The sequence below is a fragment of the Proteus alimentorum genome (genome assembly GCF_002607735.1).
GTDB lineage: Bacteria > Pseudomonadota > Gammaproteobacteria > Enterobacterales > Enterobacteriaceae > Proteus > Proteus alimentorum.
Map to the genome: position 1 here is coordinate 15,298 of NZ_NBVR01000036.1, position 20,279 is coordinate 35,576.

At 38.1% G+C, this 20,279-nt stretch carries 19 protein-coding genes; 3 read left to right on the forward strand and 16 right to left on the reverse strand.

Features of this window, described 5'->3' with window-relative positions:
• Window positions 1–12: 12 nt before the first annotated feature.
• Together B6258_RS14495 and B6258_RS14500 are read right to left on the reverse strand one after the other, a co-directional pair.
• Window positions 13–1,782, reverse strand: a complete 1,770-nt coding sequence (locus B6258_RS14495; protein ID WP_099075862.1) for a bifunctional alpha/beta hydrolase/class I SAM-dependent methyltransferase — start codon at window positions 1,780–1,782, stop codon at window positions 13–15.
• Window positions 1,779–2,414, reverse strand: coding sequence for a CDP-alcohol phosphatidyltransferase family protein (locus B6258_RS14500; protein ID WP_099075863.1), 636 nt, complete (start codon window positions 2,412–2,414; stop codon window positions 1,779–1,781). The genes B6258_RS14495 and B6258_RS14500 overlap by 4 nt, the downstream gene beginning before the upstream one ends.
• Window positions 2,415–2,966: 552 nt before the next feature.
• Here B6258_RS14500 and B6258_RS14505 point away from each other — a divergent pair.
• Window positions 2,967–5,300, forward strand: coding sequence for a TonB-dependent hemoglobin/transferrin/lactoferrin family receptor (locus B6258_RS14505; protein ID WP_129586863.1), 2,334 nt, complete (start codon window positions 2,967–2,969; stop codon window positions 5,298–5,300).
• A gap of 93 nt (window positions 5,301–5,393) precedes the next feature.
• Here B6258_RS14505 and B6258_RS14510 read toward each other — a convergent pair whose 3' ends face one another.
• The 8 genes from B6258_RS14510 to nrdH form a co-directional block, all read right to left on the reverse strand.
• A complete protein-coding gene (locus B6258_RS14510) occupies window positions 5,394–5,744 on the reverse strand; it encodes a ribonuclease G (protein ID WP_099075864.1) in 351 nt (116 codons plus the stop codon).
• Window positions 5,745–6,026: 282 nt separating this feature from the next.
• Window positions 6,027–7,022: a glycine betaine/L-proline ABC transporter substrate-binding protein ProX gene (gene proX / locus B6258_RS14515; RefSeq protein ID WP_099075865.1), complete on the reverse strand. Its 996-nt coding sequence runs from the start codon at window positions 7,020–7,022 to the stop codon at window positions 6,027–6,029.
• A gap of 134 nt (window positions 7,023–7,156) precedes the next feature.
• Window positions 7,157–8,356, reverse strand: coding sequence for a glycine betaine/L-proline ABC transporter permease ProW (gene proW / locus B6258_RS14520; RefSeq protein ID WP_099075866.1), 1,200 nt, complete (start codon window positions 8,354–8,356; stop codon window positions 7,157–7,159).
• On the reverse strand, window positions 8,349–9,548 hold the full coding sequence (proV, locus tag B6258_RS14525) for a glycine betaine/L-proline ABC transporter ATP-binding protein ProV (protein ID WP_099075867.1): 1,200 nt from the start codon (window positions 9,546–9,548) through the stop codon (window positions 8,349–8,351). Before proV ends, proW begins: the two co-directional genes overlap by 8 nt.
• 623 nt (window positions 9,549–10,171) lie before the next feature.
• Window positions 10,172–11,140, reverse strand: coding sequence for a class 1b ribonucleoside-diphosphate reductase subunit beta (nrdF, locus tag B6258_RS14530; RefSeq protein ID WP_099075868.1), 969 nt, complete (start codon window positions 11,138–11,140; stop codon window positions 10,172–10,174).
• A gap of 24 nt (window positions 11,141–11,164) precedes the next feature.
• Window positions 11,165–13,291 (reverse strand): class 1b ribonucleoside-diphosphate reductase subunit alpha, encoded by a 2,127-nt coding sequence (nrdE, locus tag B6258_RS14535; protein ID WP_099075869.1) that lies wholly within the window; start codon window positions 13,289–13,291, stop codon window positions 11,165–11,167.
• A gap of 5 nt (window positions 13,292–13,296) precedes the next feature.
• Entirely contained in the window at window positions 13,297–13,716 is a 420-nt protein-coding gene (gene nrdI / locus B6258_RS14540; RefSeq protein ID WP_099075870.1) for a class Ib ribonucleoside-diphosphate reductase assembly flavoprotein NrdI, read from the reverse strand.
• Window positions 13,717–13,727: 11 nt separating this feature from the next.
• Window positions 13,728–13,952, reverse strand: a complete 225-nt coding sequence (nrdH, locus tag B6258_RS14545; RefSeq protein ID WP_023581131.1) for a glutaredoxin-like protein NrdH — start codon at window positions 13,950–13,952, stop codon at window positions 13,728–13,730.
• A 283-nt stretch (window positions 13,953–14,235) separates the two neighbouring features.
• Here nrdH and B6258_RS14550 point away from each other — a divergent pair, with 283 nt between their 5' ends.
• Window positions 14,236–14,709 (forward strand): methylated-DNA--[protein]-cysteine S-methyltransferase, encoded by a 474-nt coding sequence (locus B6258_RS14550; RefSeq protein ID WP_099075871.1) that lies wholly within the window; start codon window positions 14,236–14,238, stop codon window positions 14,707–14,709.
• Between the two features lie 197 nt (window positions 14,710–14,906).
• The gene (gene cspE / locus B6258_RS14555) at window positions 14,907–15,116 is read left to right on the forward strand and encodes a transcription antiterminator/RNA stability regulator CspE (protein ID WP_023581133.1); all 210 of its coding nucleotides are present in this window, start codon (window positions 14,907–14,909) and stop codon (window positions 15,114–15,116) included.
• Between the two features lie 97 nt (window positions 15,117–15,213).
• Here the strand turns inward: cspE and crcB are convergent, their stop codons facing one another.
• The 6 genes from crcB to rlpA form a co-directional block, all read right to left on the reverse strand.
• On the reverse strand, window positions 15,214–15,588 hold the full coding sequence (gene crcB / locus B6258_RS14560) for a fluoride efflux transporter CrcB (RefSeq protein ID WP_023581134.1): 375 nt from the start codon (window positions 15,586–15,588) through the stop codon (window positions 15,214–15,216).
• Between the two features lie 13 nt (window positions 15,589–15,601).
• Window positions 15,602–16,567: a lipoyl synthase gene (gene lipA / locus B6258_RS14565; RefSeq protein ID WP_099075872.1), complete on the reverse strand. Its 966-nt coding sequence runs from the start codon at window positions 16,565–16,567 to the stop codon at window positions 15,602–15,604.
• A 101-nt stretch (window positions 16,568–16,668) separates the two neighbouring features.
• Complete coding sequence (gene lipB, locus B6258_RS14570) at window positions 16,669–17,313, reverse strand: lipoyl(octanoyl) transferase LipB (protein WP_099075873.1); 645 nt, start codon at window positions 17,311–17,313, stop codon at window positions 16,669–16,671.
• Window positions 17,314–17,473: 160 nt separating this feature from the next.
• Window positions 17,474–17,737 carry a DUF493 family protein YbeD gene (gene ybeD / locus B6258_RS14575; protein ID WP_036912266.1) on the reverse strand — a complete coding sequence of 88 codons (264 nt, stop codon included), beginning with the start codon at window positions 17,735–17,737 and terminating at the stop codon, window positions 17,474–17,476.
• A gap of 200 nt (window positions 17,738–17,937) precedes the next feature.
• Window positions 17,938–19,149 carry a D-alanyl-D-alanine carboxypeptidase DacA gene (gene dacA / locus B6258_RS14580; RefSeq protein WP_099075874.1) on the reverse strand — a complete coding sequence of 404 codons (1,212 nt, stop codon included), beginning with the start codon at window positions 19,147–19,149 and terminating at the stop codon, window positions 17,938–17,940.
• A gap of 122 nt (window positions 19,150–19,271) precedes the next feature.
• Window positions 19,272–20,273 carry an endolytic peptidoglycan transglycosylase RlpA gene (gene rlpA, locus B6258_RS14585; RefSeq protein ID WP_099075875.1) on the reverse strand — a complete coding sequence of 334 codons (1,002 nt, stop codon included), beginning with the start codon at window positions 20,271–20,273 and terminating at the stop codon, window positions 19,272–19,274.
• Window positions 20,274–20,279 lie beyond the last annotated feature (6 nt).

Here is a 20,279-nt window from a genome sequence, read left to right on the forward strand (position 1 = left end):
ATGGTGCATTCGTTAGCGACGTTTTGCTATCGATACACTAAAAATACCCCAATGATCAATCTGTTGATCTAACTTCTCAAAACCAGCTTCATTAACTAAAGCATCCATTTCACCTTGGCTACGGCAACGCATGATCCAAGGTTGCCCATTCTGGTGACTAGGTAATACACGCGCAATCATTTCAAGCTGAGGGTGCCAAGGTTGACAGGTATAAATCAGTAAGCCGCCACTTGGTATGGCCTGAGATAGTCCTTTTAAAGACTCTTTTAGCAGATGATTTTCAGGGAATAATTCATAGAGTCCACTGACAATACCTAAAGTTGGTGAAGGCGAAACCGCACTCAAGCTTTCAGCATCAAAAGCGTTACCTTCTTCAAAACGTACTTTATCTTCTAAATGACGTTCTTTAATTGCAATTTTGCCTTGTTCAACATTAATGGCGCTATAATCACGCATTAAAATTGAATCGACCTTACCATAATCATTAACAGCATCAAAAATATAGCGCCCTTGTCCTGCTGCAATATCCATAATATGCACTGGCATATTATTTTGTATTAATTGGCGAATTGCGTAGCGGATCGTATTTTCAATATTGATTTTACGTTGGCGAATACCTTGCCAACCAATACTATTTAAATACTGCCTATCAACAACACGGCCAAATAATCCTTTCCCTTGGGGCTGATTACGGTAGACATAATCCAGCGTCGAGCCGGAATCAAAGCCTTTATCGTAGCCCAAAGCAACACCTTCAGACGCTTTGCCTAACGTACTCATAGAACGGCCAAGCACTGTATAATAAAGTCTTTTTGGACAATATTTAGGAAGAGGGGTCTGTAATGCGCGATAAACATCCGCACTGTGGCTCCAAATATCTTCATGCTGGTAATCATGTTGATAAAGTGGTTGTGCAAATAAGGTTTCAATAAAACTGCGCATTTTGTTGATAGGGATAATTCTGTCTTTCTCACCTAAGGTATCGTGATAAAAGCCCGGTAAGACATGCTTTTCTTTGATAGATGTATTTAACCGTTCATAGAAAAGATGTTGCGGCTTGGCGTGAACCACATGATCATTACCTGAAATAAATAATTGTGTTGGTAACGTAATCGCACTTGCATCTTCAACAACACGATCTGCCGTTTTATAAAGCTCTAATAAAATATTGACGGCAATAGGGCGAGTGATCAGTGCATCTTGATTAAAAGAGTCGATACGACTTGGGTCATGGGTTAAGTACTTGGCTTTTACATACGAATTGACGTAAAAAAGGCCGCGAATTTTTTGCATTAAGGCAAGGCCAGTGCGTGCAAATGGAACATATAATTTCACTTTAAATGCAGGAGATGCTAGCACCATACCGCGGATTTTTGGCGCGTAATCGTGTACCCAACCTGTCACTAAAACGGCACCTACACTTTGGCCAACAACCAGAATATTCTCCATTGGAATATCATAGTTAGAAGAAACGTAATGAACGAATTCGTCGATATCTTTTATTGATGTTCCCATTGATGGGCTATAACCGCGAGCGCCTTCATTTTTACCATGTCCACGGGCATCCCAAGCAAACATTGAAAAATCAGGTAGGTCTAACTCATCAACGAGATGAGAAACACGACCTGAGTGTTCATGACCTCGGTGAAATAAAATAATTGCTTTTGGCTCAGTGGTAATTTGAGCAGGCCAATGGCGATAATACAATGGTGTTTTATCGCTGGTGGTAAATTCAGACTCAATCATATTCCTTTGAGTTTGATATTGCGGTTGTTGATTCATAACGATGTATCCTTATCTTTATCTGTCATCGTTGCTTCTTTTAGTGCGCGATGAATTCGGTGATAACAAGTCAACAAAAGTAATAAATTAATAATAATAAAAAGATAATGCGTGTTTTCTGATAATGTCAGTGAGGGGAATAATCCGATAAAAAATGCAATAGCACCGAAAATAAAGGCTCTATCACTTTTCCCCATCGGGCCATCATAACGACGAGAAGCATGAATAGTTTGGGCAAGAACGCCTAAAAACTCAGTCATTATCATTAAAAAAAGTGCCAGCATAATCCACCAGTAGGCCTGTGGAAAAATAAAAGCAAAAGGTAGATAGAGTGCAATGTCTGAAATAACATCGCTGGCTTCGTTTAATATCGCGCCAAGTGCGCTTTTTTGATTATGTTCTCGTGCAAGCATGCCATCTATGGCATTAAGCGCCATACGAAAAAAGAGAACAAAAGGGAGTAATAAAAATAAACGCGGGTAGGGATAAAGCAAAAGTAATCCACCAACGACAATGGATAACAGTAAGGCAGAAAGTGTGACCTGATTTGCTGTGATCCCTTTTGCGAATAACTGCTCTACATAAGGGCGCAATAGAGATTGAAATTTGGGTTTTAGGTCATAAATTGTCATGACGCATCCTTGTGTTCAAAAGTGCGTATATTACCTCATTATTATTATTTTATTATTAGCTGATTTTTATCTCATTGAATATCTTTATTTCAATGGTTTAATTTATTTATGATTTAAACATAAAATGGATATTTGAAATTTACTTGAGTTAATAATTAGTTAGCGATCGAAATAAAGGCAAAGTAAGATACGTAAAATTGTAATTATCAGACTGTTCCGTGTCTGCTTTATTGTTTTTACTTTAAGAATGATTAAATTTTCTTTAGTAATATGTAGGTAATTATAATTAGAGAATTAAATGGGGGGAAATGAAAATAAGGAATATTAAAAAACCTTATAATAACTAATGAAATTAGTTTAATTTATTAAAAATATTGTTTTATATGAAATTTAAATCTAATAATGGGGTGTCAATAGTGTAGTTATCTGTATTGAGTGATAAATGCAAAAAAGCTAGATAATGATAATTATTATCATTATCATAATTGTCGCTGTTAGTTACAGCTCTAATTATCTATCAAACTAATAACCATACAAAAAGATACTACTATTATGATCCATTTCTTAGCAAAAAATGATGCTTATCGTCAGGGAATTGGGATATTTTCATTTTCGTCATCAGCGATAGCATTATTATTGACTTCACTCACTTCGTTAAATAGCTATGCAACTGAAAGTGTAAAACCAGAAATAACGACATCGACAAAGTCAGAAAGTCCAGTACAACCCAAATTGCATGAAAAGATTATTATTGAACCCATCTATGTATCAGGTGAGCTTAATTCGAGCGTTGATGCGGGAAGTACTGTTCTGACATTAAAAGATATCGACAGAATTCAGCCTAATAATATTGCCGAGTTGGTGGATAAATTACCCGGAATTTCATCATCGGGCTCACCAAGACCCGGTGGTCAAACATTAAATATCTGGGGGATGGGGAATCCTGAAGATATTAAAATCACTCTCGATGGTACGCCTAAAACCTTTGAGAAATATCGTCAAGGCTCAATTTTTATTGATCCTGAATTAATACGTCGTATTGATGTTGATAAAGGGCCTCATAATATCACTCAAGGGAATGGCGGGTTTGGTGGTTCTGTGAGAATAGAAACCAAAGATCCCGATGACTTATTATTACCCGATCAGAATATTGGGATGTTTTTAAAATATGGTCACCATACCAACGATAGACAAAATCGTTATAGCGGTGCGGTATACGGTAAATTACTTGATGGGCAAGCCGATGGGTTATTCTATTTTAACCGTCGTGAAAGTGATGATCTGCGACGCCCTGACGGCACTAAATTTGGTTATTCACAATCAGACCAAGATTCTTTTTTAATTAAAACGAATATCTATTTAACTGAAGCTCAAACATTAACGTTATCAGCATCACGATCAGAAAGTGATGGTTGGACGCCTTGGGCAGCTAAACGTGATGAGTTAGCTAAACCGACTCAAGCTGAAGTGGATAAATACGGTTTTGATGCGGCGATGAAACGTAAATTAGTTTATCGTGATCAAAAAGATGACACCTTTAGTGTGAAATGGAATATTCAGCCAACTGATTCTGATTTAATTAATTTAACGCTCACCTACGGTTATTCAAAAACCAAGCAAAACGATAGTCGCCCTGAAACAGCAAGCTCCTATTTTAGTAGCAGCATGGGAAATCAAAGTTGGGTAGATTATCGAAATCATCAAATTGAAATTAAAAATGAAAGCACGGTTATGCAAGGTGCTTTAGAGCATAAGGTATTAGTGGGAACACGTTGGCATCGAAATGATCGTGATGTCTTAATGTTTACTCGTGATAAAGCTAAAAATCCAAATTATAACTATGGATATTATGCGCCACCTTATATGCCAGAAGGTACGCAAACGACGACCAGTTTCTATCTTCAAGATTCGATAAGTTATAGAAATCTGACGATAACACCGGGCGTTCGCTACGATATTGTTAAAAATCAAGGCAAAGGAAGTCGAGCTATCGCTTATCAAGATCCTGATCCCTATTATGGTCATGATTATTCTGATGTGACTTATCGCGGGGCAACACCCCATTTAGGTTTATTATGGAAAATGAACCAGAATTTCAGATTTTTTGGTGATCTAACTTATACATGGCGAGCGCCATTGATTGATGAGCAGTATGAAGTTCAAGGAAGTGTTTCAAGGTTAACGGGAACAAGTCGCCATCTAGATAAAGAAACAGTAAGAGCGGCACGAATTGGCGCAATTGCCGACTTTGAAAGTGTTATTCAACAAGAAGACCAACTGCAGTTAAGAACAACACTGTTTGATACTCGTGGTAAAGACGAAATCTTCCGTCGCCGCGGTGTCTATTGTGAAAGCCAAAAGGTAGATGGACATAATGGAAATTGTCCGCCTTCAATTGGTAATTACCGTAATTTACCGGGTTATCATATTCAAGGATTGGAAATTGAAGCTTTTTATAATAGCCCTAATGTATTCGGTCGTTTAGCGTATTCAACAATGAAAGGGAAACGAGATCAATCACCGCGTGATCCGTGGTTTGGGCAAAAAACATGGATTGCGGAGATCCAACCTGACGCTTTACATGCGACCCTTGGCATAAAAGTACCAAGTATTAATGTCAATATGGGATGGACGGGCGATTTTATTGGTGCTCAACGCCGTTCACCAATGGATGCTGATCCTGATGCTGGCTATTGGTCATTACCAAAAAGTAAAGGTTATGCAATCCACGGTTTATTTGCGAATTGGGAACCTTCTTTTATAGATAATACTGAGGTTCGCTTTACGATCGCAAATTTATTCAACCGTGATTATTATCCATATTTAGGTGAATCAGTTTCAGGTGTAGGACGTGATTATCGATTTACAGTGGTAAAACGTTTCTAATATTACTGAAAATCTTTGGTTGTTTAAACAAATAAACCCCATAGATATTATGGGGTTTATTGTCATTAAGAGTTCAATACTCAATATATTGAATTAATAACCGTATGATGCAGAAGTTGCAATCATTGCCATCATGGTAGTGAAGAAGAAAATAAAGAAAAGAACAGCCATAACGATACTAATAATAAAGTAAATAAAGCCCGCTCTGTTCCATGTTTCTTGCACTTTCATAAAGGTTTCAACAGAATCGTAATCACCATTTTTCCAAGCCCACTCATTTCCTTTTATACCACAGACAAAAATCCAAACTAGATTCAGTAAAGGAACAAGTGCTAATAATGGAAGATAGGATTTATTACCAAAACCCCAAATAATATTAAACATGAAAGCACCCCAGTTCCAACGTTTAATTTCTTCAGGTACTGGTTTGTTAGTGTAAGACACAGTTTATTCCTTATCTAAAATAATAAATATAAAAATGAGAATGCCGAAATGGCAACTGGAGAAAAGGATAATCATAATTGAAGAAATGAGGGAATGAAAGACAGGTCTATTTTTACCTTAAATAAAAAGAATAATCTTAATAATAAAGTAGATTAAGATCTTTTAATTTTTATATAAATTCGTTTTGTTTAATTACATATCATTTTAGTTTTTTATAAATAAAAACAGGCCACAATAGTGTGACCTGCTTTGTGATAATCTTAAATTAAGACCATTTATTGATTACTTTGCAGCAGCTTGGGCTTGTTCAATCCAACCATCAAAGGTTTTTTGATGCGCTTTGATCCAAGCATTCGCATGACGTTCAATATCTGCCTGTGATTTTTGACCATTATGCATACGTAAGTTTTGCGCATTAATATCGGCAACAGACACTTTCATGACTTCAAAGAGTTTTGCCGCAGCAGGGTTTTCTTCAGCCCATTTTTTATTTGCTGCAATATGCATGGTACTTGGCGGGAAGCCATAGTTTTTCCCATTTGCTAATGTGGTATCGGTTTTGTCATCACCCGGCAATGAAGAGAAGGGCACTTGTAACCAAACAACATCTTTACCCGGTTTTAATACATCACTTATCCAGTAAGGCGTCCATGTGTAATAAAAAATGGGTTTGCCTTCTTTATAGCGAGTAATGGTATCTGCCATCATTGCTGCGTAATTGCCTTGGTTATGTGTAACAGATTTTTCTAATCCATAGGCTTTTAAGTGATTGTTGATGGCTTCTTCACAACCCCATCCCGGATTACAACCCGTTAAATCCGCTTTGCCATCACCATTGGCATCGAATAATTTGGCAATTTTAGGATCTTTTAATTGCTCAATATTCGTAATGTTATATTGCTCTGCCGTTTTTTTATCAATCAAATAACCTTGAGCGGCATTAACGACATAATCCCCTTTACGATAAAAGGTATTATCACCTCCCGCCGCTGCATATTGTGAATTATGAAGAGGAACCCAACTGACGGCCATAAAGGTAGCATCACCATTGGCGATAGAGGAGTAAGCCACGTTATAGTCAACTTCTTTAATTGGCTGAACAGTGTAACCTAATTGTTCTAGTGCTTTGTTGACGATTAAAGTTTGAAAGGTTTCTTCAGAAATCGTACTTTGCACGGGTTGAACCGAAATCCCTTTTCCAGGTAAATCAGCAGCGGATAACTGAGTGCTTATCAGTGTGGCGGACAATACTGTTGCCCAGATAACTGGATTACGCATAGTTTTTCCTTCTGTTGTGATGGTAAGAGATAAATAGCGACAGCGAACTGTCGCTTCTATTTCTTATATTGATTGAACGTGATGTTCTTTATTAATTTCCAATACTTATTTTTAATAAATACTGAAAATATTTATTACGATGCTTTTTTGCCAAAAAGTTGGCAAATTAAGCCGATAGGTCCTGTCATATACCAGCATCGATTGCCTTTATGACGGCTGTTTTGACCTAAAGACTGTGTTAATCGGTCAAGGATAATGGCGAGAATAACAATACCTGCGCCCCCAACGGCAGCAAGTCCCATATCAAGACGACCTATACCACGTAATACCATTTGTCCTAGTCCACCAACGGCTATCATTGATGCAATAACAACCATTGAAAGCGCTAACATCAGAGTTTGGTTTACACCTGCCATAATCGTTGGCATGGCGAGCGGTAATTGTACTTTAAACAGCATTTGGCGAGGATTTGCACCAAAGGATTGTGCTGCTTCAATTAAATCTTCAGGAACTTGTTTGATCCCTAAAATGGTCAATCTGACAATTGGCGGTAAGGCAAAAATAATGGTGACCACAACGCCGGGTACGTTACCAATACCAAATAACATGACGATAGGAACTAAGTAGACAAACGCTGGTGTTGTCTGCATCGCATCCAGTAAAGGCCGAACAATTTTGGATGCTCTATCACTGTTAGCTAGCCATATTCCTAATGGAAGCCCGATAATAAGACAAAACAGTAATGAAGTGAGTACCAAAGCAAGGGTAACCATGGCTTCAGACCAAGCACCAATCGCACCAATTAATATTAATGAGATAAAAGAAGCGACGCCCATGGCTTTGCCAGAAAGCTGCCATGCAATCAGAGAAAACAGCATAATGGCGATAGGTGCCGGCATGGAGGTTAAGAAATTTTCAAAACCACTTAATACCAAATCAACGGGTACACGAATACCTTGGAAAACCGGACGAAAGTGCAACACAATCCAGTCAATAGCATCGGTAACCCATGAATCTAAAGGGATCAGTGTATGGTGAAACGGATCCATTAGATTGAATGAATCGGGTGCAACATCCGTCGGTGAGGCATCTAGCCAATCACTGCCAGTGGATGAGGTATCGATATTTTCAGTACCACTACCCGCACCCCATGGGTCGGCATCGGTTGATGAACTGTCAGCACTACTCCAAGGGTCGCTTTCTGTTGCGTTAGTATCTGCTGTTGCCCAAGGATCATCATTTACGTTATTGGTTGTCTCTTGTGTTGTCTCGTTTGGTGTCGCTTCTTGGATCTTTGTATCCAAGGCCGTATCTTGATCTGTTGTATTACTCATTTGGTGTCTCCTTATCCAGTGCTTGTAGTAACATTCCTTTAGAAATTAAGCCGATATAACGGTTTTTTTCATCAATTACAGGAATTGCACAGGGAGATTGCGCAACAGTTGAAATCAACTCGTTTAATGGCGTATCACCATTAATGGCACAAGGCTCAGGTAAAATAGCTGACTCAATAGGTTGTTTATTTTTAAGTGCGTCTTCAAGAGATGTAACGGAAACGATGCCAACAAATTTTCTTCCCCGTTCAATCAGATAGCCAAAATTTCTATCTTCATCTTCGAGTACTTTTAGGGCGGAGCGAGGGCCAAAGCCGGGCGCGACATGCAGTAAGGTTTCTGGGCGACGTTTGGCAATATCTTTTGCACTAAATACATGGCTAATATCAACACCACGGAAAAACGTACGCACATAATCATTTGCTGGGTTGTTGAGTATTTCATCCGGTGTCCCCGTTTGAACAACAACGCCACCTTGCATAATGGCAATTCGGTCACCAATACGCATCGCTTCGTCCAGATCATGAGAGATAAACACAATGGTACGCTGTTTATCACCTTGTAAGCTTAATAACTCATCTTGCATTTCTGTGCGGATCAGTGGATCAAGTGCTGAAAAGGCTTCATCCATTAACAAAATATCTGGGTCATTGGCAAGCGCACGCGCAAGACCGATACGTTGACGCATCCCACCAGAAAGCTCATCAGGCCAAGAGTTTGCGTAACTACCCAAGTTGACTTGCTCTAAGGCATCCATTGCTTTTTTATAACGCTCGTCTTTGCTTAACCCAGCGAGATCCATTCCAAATGCAGTATTATCAAGCACATTCATATGAGGCATCAATGCAAATGACTGAAACACCATACTGATTTTTTTACGACGAACTTGTCGTAATTCTTTATCCGACATGGTGGCAATATTTTCACCATCAATAAGCACCTCTCCTTTTGTCGGAGAGATCAGACGATTGAGAAGGCGGACTAGAGTGGATTTACCTGAACCAGATAATCCCATAATGACAAATATTTCGCCTTCTTCAATTGCCAGATTTGCATTTTGAACGCCTACTGTAAGCCCTGTTTTATCAAAAATCTGATCTTTATTCATACCAGAATCTAATAATTCAAAAGCGCGTTTAGGGTGCTCGCCAAATACCTTGTAGAGATTTTTTACTTCGAGTTTAATTGCCATGCAATATATAGTTTCCTATTTAAATATTGAAAGGAATAAATTAAATATTAATTAATGTGTGTTGTTGTTTTTCCTAAATAAGATTTTTAGTAAGGGAAATACCCTACCACAATGATTGAGTCTGACAACCCTATGTTAATTATAATTAATTAAATAATTTGGTTATATTTTCTTTGTTTTTAATATGATTAATAATTAAATAAAGTGAAATAAATAAAATTTATTAAAAGATGTATTTTCCTCTAACTTACTGAAATAACTTTATTTTTAGAGATACTGTTAATTTGATTAGGATCTCAATAAAAATGAAAGCTTGATATCAAAATAGAGAGGAAAAAGAGATGAAAATTAAATGAAAAAAAATCAACATACATTAGTTAAATTAATATTTCATATCTTGTGATACGATTTATCTACGTGATACAGGCTAAAATTATTCGAAAAAAATTGATTTTTTGACAATATTGAACGGCAAAAATCAATCAATTAGATTGTTTAGTAAACAAATAAAAATACACCAAAAAATAATCTATATTTTTCAGTGTATTATATTTTATGTGATATACATAATTAAATTGAATGTATTGTGTTGTTTCTCTTACCTTCAATTAGGCGAATAAATCTTAAAAATCCCAATCATCGTCTTCAGTATTAATGGTTTTTCCAATAACATAAGATGAACCTGAACCAGAGAAGAAATCGTGATTTTCATTTGCATCTGGTGACAATGAAGAAAGAATTGCAGGACTTACCTTGGTTATCTCATTAGGGAATAAAGCCTCATACCCTAAATTCATTAATGCTTTATTTGCATTATAATGAAGGAATTTTTTGACATCTTCTGTCCAACCTACAGTGTCGTAAAGATCTTCAGTATATTTCACTTCATTATCATATAAATCTAATAATAATGAGAAAGCAAAATCTTTAATATCTTGCTTCTCTAATTCTGATTTATTTAATAACTGATTTTGAAATTTATAGCCAATATAATAACCATGAACAGCTTCATCCCTAATAATAAGGCGAATTAAATCGGCAGTATTGGTTAATTTTCCTCGGCTTGACCAATACATTGGTAAATAGAATCCTGAATAAAATAGAAAGGATTCTAAAAAGACGCTGGCGATTTTTTTCTTTAAAGGATCTTCATCTTGATAATAACGTAAAATAATTTCGGCTTTCTTTTGTAAGTAAGGATTTTCCTCACTCCAACGGTATGCTTCATCAACATCGGTTGTTAAGCAAAGTGTAGAAAATATTGAACTGTAAGAGCGAGCATGAACCGCTTCCATAAAACAGATATTAGATAACACCGCTTCTTCATGAGGCGTGAGTGCATCAGGCATTAAAGTCGGTGCGCCTACGGTATTTTGGATCGTATCAAGTAAAGTTAGCCCCGTGAAAACACGGATTGTCAGTTGTTTTTCAGCTTGAGTCAGCGTGTTCCATGAGGGAATGTCATTAGAGAGTGGAATTTTTTCAGGTAACCAAAAATTCATGGTTAAACGATTCCAAACTTCTAAGTCTTTTTCATCTTCAATACGATTCCAATTAATCGCATTAACGTGGCTTAGTAAAGGTGATGACATGCTATGTTCTCCTTATTGTTATTATTAAAGTGCACACGAAACACAGCCTTTGATTTCAGTACCTGCTAATGCAGATTGCCGGATACGAATGTAATACAAGGTTTTAATACCTTTACGCCATGCGTATATTTGTGCTTTGTTAATATCTCGGGTTGTTGCTTCATCAGAAAAGAATAATGTGAGCGATAAGCCTTGATCGATATGTTGAGAAGCCTCTGCATAGGTATCGATAATTTTTTCAGCCCCAATTTCATATGCATCTTGATAATATTGACGATTTTCATTGGTCATAAAGGGGGCTGGGTAATAAACTCGCCCAATCTTACCTTCTTTTCTAATTTCTATTGGCGCGGCAATAGGATGAATGCTCGATGTAGAGTGGTTGATATAGGAAATAGATCCTGTTGGGGGTATCGCTTGTAAGTTTTGGTTATAGATCCCATGCGTCATAATCGATTGCTTGAGAGCCTGCCAATCTTCCTGTGTTGGAATATGAACATTGGATTGACTAAATAACTGGTTCACTTTTTGAGTTTTGGGTAACCATTGTTGTGATAGATATTTATTAAAATATTCACCCGTTGCATATTTTGAATTTTCAAAGCCTTTAAAATGCTGTTTTTTCTCAATAGCCAATTGATTTGAAGCTAATAACGCATAGTAAGTAACGGTATAAAAATAGAGGTTAGTAAAATCTAACGCTTCTTCAGAGCCGTAATAAATCCCTTCACGCGCTAAGTAGCCATGTAAATTCATTTGCCCTAAACCAATGGCATGAGAAGCGAGATTACCTTTTTCGATAGAAGGAACAGACTCAATTTTCGTCATTTCAGAGACATTGCTTAATGCCCTAATTGCAGTATTGACCGTATGTGCAAAGTTAGGTGAGTCCATTGCCATTGCAATATTCATAGAACCTAAGTTACAACTGATGTCATGGCCGATATGGCGATAACTTAAGTCAGGGTGATATTCACTTGCGCTATTCACTTGTAAAATTTCAGAGCAAAGATTGCTCATGTTAATTCTACCAGCGATAGGATTGGCGCGATTTACTGCATCTTCAAACATGATATAAGGATAGCCAGATTCAAATTGAATTTCGGCAAGTGTTTGGAAAAATTCTCTCGCTTTAATTTTTTTCTTACGAATTTGCGCGTTATTCACCATTTCGCTGTATTTTTCACTAATACTGAGCTCTGACATAGGTACCCCATAAACACGCTCTACATCATAAGGTGAGAAGAGATACATATCTTCATTGCGTTTCGCTAATTCAAATGTGATATCAGGGATAACAACGCCTAAAGAAAGGGTTTTTATTCGGACTTTTTCATCCGCATTTTCTCTTTTTGTATCAAGAAAATGGTAAATATCCGGATGATGAGCATGAAGATAAACAGCGCCAGCGCCTTGTCTTGCACCTAACTGATTGGCATAGGAAAACGCATCTTCAAGCATTTTCATAACAGGAACAACGCCAGAAGATTGATTTTCTATACGTTTAATGGGGGCACCCGCTTCACGTAAATTAGTGAGCAAAAATGCAACGCCACCGCCACGTTTAGAGAGTTGTAATGCGGAATTTACCGATCGACCGATAGACTCCATATTATCTTCTATACGCAGTAGAAAGCAGGAAACCAATTCACCGCGTTGCTGTTTTCCACAGTTTAAAAAAGTCGGTGTTGCGGGTTGAAAACGACCACTAATGATTTCATCGACAAGATGAATGGCAAGATCAGTATCGCCTTGTGCAAGTGTGAGCGCCACCATACAAACGCGATCTTCGTAGCGCTCAAGATAGCGTTCTCCATCAAACGTTTTTAAGGTGTAACTGGTATAATACTTAAAAGCGCCAAGGAAAGATTGAAAACGAAACTTTTTGCTATAAGCATGTTTGAATAGCTGTTTGATAAAGGCAAATTCATACTGTTCTAACACTTGGGCTTCGTAATAGTGTTGTTGGACTAAGAACTCTAATTTTTCTCTTAGATCATGAAAAAATACCGTATTTTGATTTACATGCTGACGAAAAAAATGATGTGTTGCTAATTTGTCTTTATCAAACTGAATATTACCTTGCTCATCATAGAGATTTAGCATGGCATTCAATGCATGATAATCTCGTTGTTCTGTTGATTGTGTCATGTTAATTATCTCGTGACGCATTGATCTGTAAGGCTTGACCAAAACGTGTTTAAACCTGTTTTTACGCGATGGACATCTTCTGGCGTGCCTAACAATTCAAATCGATATAAAAAAGGGATTTGGCATTTTTGTGCGATAATATCGCCCGCTAATCCGTAAGCTGTGCCAAAGTTAGTATTTCCAGAAGCAATGACCCCACGTATTAATTGACGATTTTCAGGCATATTTAAAAACTGAATAACCGCTTTAGGCACTGCACCTTTAGCACCACCTCCGCCATAAGTAGGGCAAAGCAACACAAAAGGTTGCGTTGCAAGCAATGTTTCATCTTCAAAAATTCTGGTTGCCTTTAAATTGAGCTTTTGTACAAAACGATGGCAGTTTTCAGAGCGGCTTGAAAAATAGATCAAAGGTGCAGTTTGCATGAGATGCTCCTTTAGAGCGTGATCTGTCTGATTTTATCAGGGCAAAAACCCGACCAATGTTGTTCACCGTGAACCACAACAGGTACTTGGCGATATCCCATAGAAACAATGTGTGCGAGGGCTTGCGTATCTTTGGTGAGATCAACTGCAACAAACGGAATGTTTTTCTGTTTTAAGGCGCGTTCTGTGGCGCTGCATTGAACGCAATTCGGTTTGGTATAGAGGATAACAGACATAAAAATAACCCTTATAAAAATATGGATGCGTCTGTTTTCACATCCATAATGAGAAGTGCCTAAATACTATATATAGAGTTATTTATTTTCAACCACACAATATATGGTGATTTTTATTTTTGATAATGATTATCATTAAAATTAAACAGTTAGTGCATTAATTTTATTTTTAGATCGCTCGATTGATCAATTTTTATTAGATATACGAGTAATTAGATGATTGCTTTATCAATCAAGCATGATTTAATCTTGTTGCTAAAGACAAATCAGCAGAGAAAACATTATGTACCAAGACTATCTGGATACACCTAAAGGCTTTCCAAAACCCTATATCTCTATCACTGCAAATGAAAAAGGGATCACTAGTCTCTATTTTGTGAATGACAAAGAGGTTGCTGTAAGTTCAAGCCCCGTGATTAACCAATGTATACAACAGTTAAAAGAGTATTTTGTGGGTAAACGCACGACGTTTTCAGTACCGTTAGCGCCGAAAGGAACTGAATTTCAAAGCCGTGTTTGGAAGACATTACAGACAATCCCTTATGGTGAAATTTGGAGTTATAAAAAATTGGCGCTTACATTAGGTTCGATCAATTATTGCAGAGCGGTAGGAATGGCAAATTCACGCAATCCAATTTCTTTAATTATTCCTTGCCACCGAGTTATTGGTCATAACGGTAAGTTAGTCGGCTATACTGGTGGATTAGATATTAAGCGTTGGCTACTTCACTATGAAAAAGTAGAAATTGATGAATAGTTCAGATTGTAAGTATTAAGTATTGTTTCTTAAGTGAACTATGCGTTAAGGCATGGGATTTGTCTGAATATTAATCATTTGGCAGAAAAAAAATGTGAGTTTCGTGATCTAGACTGTGGACAGGGAATCATCATTTTTGTTTTACTATAGCCAACGCAAAACGCTTGCGTTTATTTTCTATTTTAAAGGTAAACTTGATGTCTAAATTAAAAGGTAACGTTAAGTGGTTTAACGAAACTAAAGGTTTTGGTTTTATCACTCCAGAAGATGGCAGCAAAGATGTATTTGTACACTTTTCCGCTATTACATCAGAAGGCTTTAAAACCCTTGCTGAAGGTCAAAAAGTAGAGTTTGAAGTTACTGACGGCGCGAAAGGGCCATCTGCTGCAAACGTTGTCGCTATCTAATTAACGACTTCTTTGAGACAGTAAAAACCCGTTTTTTAACGGGTTTTTATGTATCTAGAGCAAAAACTGTTTTTAACGGGTTTTTACATTCCGAGCATTACATTTCTCGTAGTAACCAAAACGCAAATGCGGTCATTAAAAATGAACCCGCCAAGTTAGCGCCCATCGTACTTAATGCCCATCCTATCTTCCCCTCAGTCAAGAGTGCGACAACTTCAACAGAGAAGGTTGAAAATGTTGTCAGACCGCCACAAAAGCCCGTAGTTAGCATAATTTTCCAAATAGGATCAATATGTGGCGCTTTGCTAAACCAAGCAATACCAAAGGCAATAATAAAAGCACCAATACAGTTAGCAATAAAGGTGCCAGTAGCAAAATGAGGAAAGATAGAGTTTAGGCGGTAGCTAATCAGCCAGCGTAATACGCTACCTAAACCACCACCTATAAATACAGCAATTGCAATATTAAGCATGAGAGATTAATTGTTATTTAACCTCAATCCCTTGAGCTTGAAGATCAGCATGATAAGACGAGCGAACAAACGGCCCACAAGCTGCATGGGTAAAGCCCATTGCAAGTGCTTGCTCTTTCATATACTCAAACTCGTCAGGACTGACGTAGCGTTGAACAGGAAGATGGTGACGACTTGGCTGTAAATACTGGCCTAATGTCAGCATCGTTACCCCATGTTTACGCAGATCACGCATAACGTCAATAATTTCTTCGTTAGTTTCCCCAAGGCCGACCATTAATCCCGACTTAGTAGGAATGTTTGGGTGAGCTTGTTTAAAACGCTCTAATAATGTCAATGACCATTGATAGTTAGCACCTGGACGTACTTGACGATAAACACGAGGAACGTTCTCTAAGTTATGGTTAAAGACATCAGGTGGTGTGTCCGTGAGGATCTCAAGTGCTTTATCCATACGACCACGGAAATCAGGAACTAATGTTTCAATACGGATCGTTGGATTTTTTTCACGAATGGCAGCAATACAATCAGCAAAATGTTGAGCACCGCCATCACGTAAATCATCGCGGTCTACAGAAGTAATTACGACGTAACGTAGCCCCATATCTTTAATCGTTTGAGCGAGTTTTTCTGGCTCTTGTGGATCGGGAGCATTTGGGCGGCCATGAGCAACATCGCAGAATGGGCAACGGCGTGTACAGATTGCGCCCAAGATCATAAAGGTTGCTGTTCCGTGGTTAAAGCACTCAGCAAGGTTAGGACAAGAGGCTTCTTCACAGACGGAATGAAGACCATTTTTACGCATTGCTGCTTTGATACCCTGAATTTTACTTGAGTCAGCGGGTAGCTTTATTTTCATCCAATCAGGTTTGCGTAGCAGTTGTTCACGTTCTGTAGCGACTGTTTTAACAGGAATAAGTGCCATTTTATCGGCGTCGCGATATTTAACTCCGCGTTCCATCTGAATAGGTTTACTCATAATTGTGCCAGTTCCAGTTATCTAGAGTGATTAACACGATGTGACTGAGGTAATCAGGGTTTTAAAAAAATATGACAAATGTTAAAAAAATTATAGCATTTTTATTGCTGTGGTTGAAATCCTAGTTGTGTACAAAAATGCTTAACTAATAACGGTGCTACCTGTGTCGTTGTCGTATTCGGTGCAAAATCAATTAACTGTGTCATTTTTAGATCAGAATAACCACAAGGATTTATTCGTGCAAAAGGGGATAAATCCATATCGATATTGAGCGCTAGCCCATGAAAGGAGCAACCTTTACGAATGCGTAATCCCAAAGAGCAAATTTTATCGCCCTTTACGTAAACGCCGGGTGCATCAGCGCGAGCATAAGCTTCTACATTAAACTCTGCCAGCGTATCAATAACCGTGTTTTCAAGCGCAGTGACTAATTGACGAACACCTATATGATTGCGTTTTAAATCAATTAAAACATACATCACTTGTTGACCTGGGCCATGATAAGTCACTTGACCACCACGATCTGATTGAATAACGGGGATAGTGCCCGTATTTAATAAGTGTTCAGCTTTACCTGCTTGGCCTTGGGTAAAAACCTGTTCATGTTGAACGAGCCATATTTCATCAGGTGTGTGACTTTCCCGTTTTTCCGTAAACTGATGCATAGAATCAGAAACCGGTAAATAGGGTTCCACACCTAATTGGCGAATAATGATTGTTTTGTCTTGCACCGTGAAAATCTTCATTTGTAGCGTAATTGTGAAGAGCAGTATAACGCTCCAGTAAATGAACTACCAGATTGAGATGTTTTTTTTCCGAGATAGGGCGAAAAATGAGGAAATGCAGAATAAGAAAAAGCGCCTTAATGAAAGGCGCTTTTAAAAAGTTATCGATTAAAAGAAGAGATTACAGAACCATACGTACCAGTTCAAGTTCACCTAATTCTTTATATAAGGTTTCTACTTGATCGATATGAGTTGCGTTGATGGTAATAGAAACCGAGTGGTAATTACCTTTGCTACTTGGTTTCACTGAAGGCGTGTAATCGCCAGGTGCATGGCGCTGAATGACTTCAACGACTTGATCCACTAATTCTGGTTTTGCATGACCCATCACTTTATAAGTGAAAGAACATGGGAATTCTAACAGTTCGTTTAATTTTGTTTTCATCATAATGTAATTCCTTAAGACAACAGGTGCGGTTGTTTTAATAATTTATTTCTACACCTAATCTTAGCAAATAAAAAGCGCATTCCTTACATAATAAGGAATGCGATACTAACTATTAGGGTAAATATGGGGATAGTAAATGTGTTTCTGCCAATATCTGTATAAAAGTTATATGTGGTCACATTTACTTTTTTCAAGTCTTAGCCAAACCAATGTGAGAATAATAATTTGATATAGTCGATAATACGGCTAAAGAAACCACCTTCTTTTACTTCATTCATCACAACAAGCGGGCGCTGTTCAATTACTTGACCATCAAGTTGGAAATTAATTGTTCCCACAACTTGGTTTTTAGCTACTGGTGCATGTAATTCTACATTATCAAGAATATAGCTTGCTTTTAAATCTTTTAAACGACCACGAGGGATTGTTAAATAAACATCTTTATCTACCCCTAATTGTACTTTATCTGTTTCACCATACCAGATAGGCTCAGCCGCGAATTCTTTACCCACTTGCAATGGTTTCACGGTTTCAAAGAAACGAAAACCCCAAGTAAGTAGTTTTTTACTTTCGGCATCACGACCTTTAGATGAGTGACCCCCCATAACCGCAGAAATTAAACGCATATCGCCTTCAGTTGCAGAAGCGACAAGGTTATAGCCAGCAGATGCAGTATGGCCTGTTTTAATGCCATCAACGTTTAAACTGGTATCCCACAACAAACCGTTTCGGTTAGTTTGGCGGATATTGTTGTAGGTGTACTCTTTTTCTTTATAGATGGCATATTCATCTGGTACATCACGAATTAATGCAGCACCAATTAACGCCATATCGCGAGCTGAGCTGTATTGTCCCGGGGCATCAAGACCATGAACGGTTTGGAATTGTGTATTTTGTAAACCTAGACGTTTAACGTAATCGTTCATCATGGTCACAAATGTATCTTGGCTTCCTGCAACGTAAGAGGCCATTGCGACACAAGCATCATTACCTGATTGTAAGTTAATACCACGCGTTAACTGTGCAACTGTAACTTGATCACCCGGTTTTAAGAACATTAAAGAAGAGCCACGAAAAACAGGATTACCCGTTGCCCATGCTTCTTCACCAATAGGGACGATATCGCTATTAGAGATTTTACCAGCACGAATAGACTGACCGATAACATAGCTGGTCATCATCTTGGTTAAACTTGCAGGATCACGGCGAACGTCAGCATTCATTTCAGCTAGTACTTTCCCAGAATTATAATCAATAAGAATATAAGATTCGGCTTCGATACTAGGAACAGCAGGTATCATTGTTTTTAGGGAATCTTCCGCAATACTTTGATGGCTTACTGTGAGTAAAGCAAAAGAGGCGCTTAATAGGCTTGTTCTTAGTAATTTCGCTGGGAGTATTTGTTTCATTCTGTTTGTTTAATCCGAAAATTCAGGGAAAAATAGGGACTGATAAATAAAATATCAGCAAATCCAGACGATTCTACGCTTGAATTTGCTGACATAAAAAGGATTTTACGTAAAATTATTCTTTATTGGGTAATAATAAACCCAGTGATATCTTTAACTTGTTTTAGCTTGTTTTTTATCGTTTCGGCTTGATCTTTAGATGAATAAGGGCCGAGTTGCACTTTATATAATCCATCTGTTTTATTGATCACACCTTGGGTGCTAACTGATGATGCTAAATCATTTAGCCAACGTTGTGCGTTATTTTCATTACTGAGAGCACCGACTTGAACATAAAAGCCTTGTGCTATGGAATGTGAGGATAAGATGGGTTTTGATGCTGTTGTTTCCATCTCAGTTGGCGCAGGCATTGAAACTGGCGCCGGAGTTGGCGTTTTTGCTGGCACTGGAGTTGGAGCCGGTGGCTCAACCGGCATATTGTTGTTGGTCGGCGTTGATGTCGTTAATGGCACAGGCGTTACTGGTTGAGCATTAAAATTAGGACGCTCAGGTAATGCCGTTGTTTTTTTCTCTATCTGCGCGCCATGTGTACCAATACCACTCATATGGCCATTGGGGTCAACAACAATTCCTTCAATAAGCAATGGGGTTGTCGGCATTAAACGTAAGCTATCAGAAACCGCTGGCGTGACTTGGACCTGTTTTCCATTGACATAAGGGCCACGGTCGTTAATACGTACAACCATTGTGCGCCCGTTGAGCAAGTTGGTGATTTTCGCATAGCTTGGGATCGGTAATGTGGGATGCGCGACGGCAAACTCATAAGGGTTAACACGCTCACCAATGGTAGTTAAACGACTCATCGCTAAACTATCATAGACAACCGCTTCTCCTCGCTCACTGAAGTTTGCAGGATCAGTCACAATACGGTAAACCACCCCATTCTTTCGGTAATCTTGATTTGCCGTAGGATGATAAGGCTCATAACGTGGCTCTGCACCGAGAACACGTTGAGCTGGCATATTGGGTAATGGTGCTGGCTGTTTATTGGTATTCGGCTTATCAATAACACACCCTGACAGTAGCAATGCACTGATACCAATCAAAACCCATTGCAGACGCATAAAAAC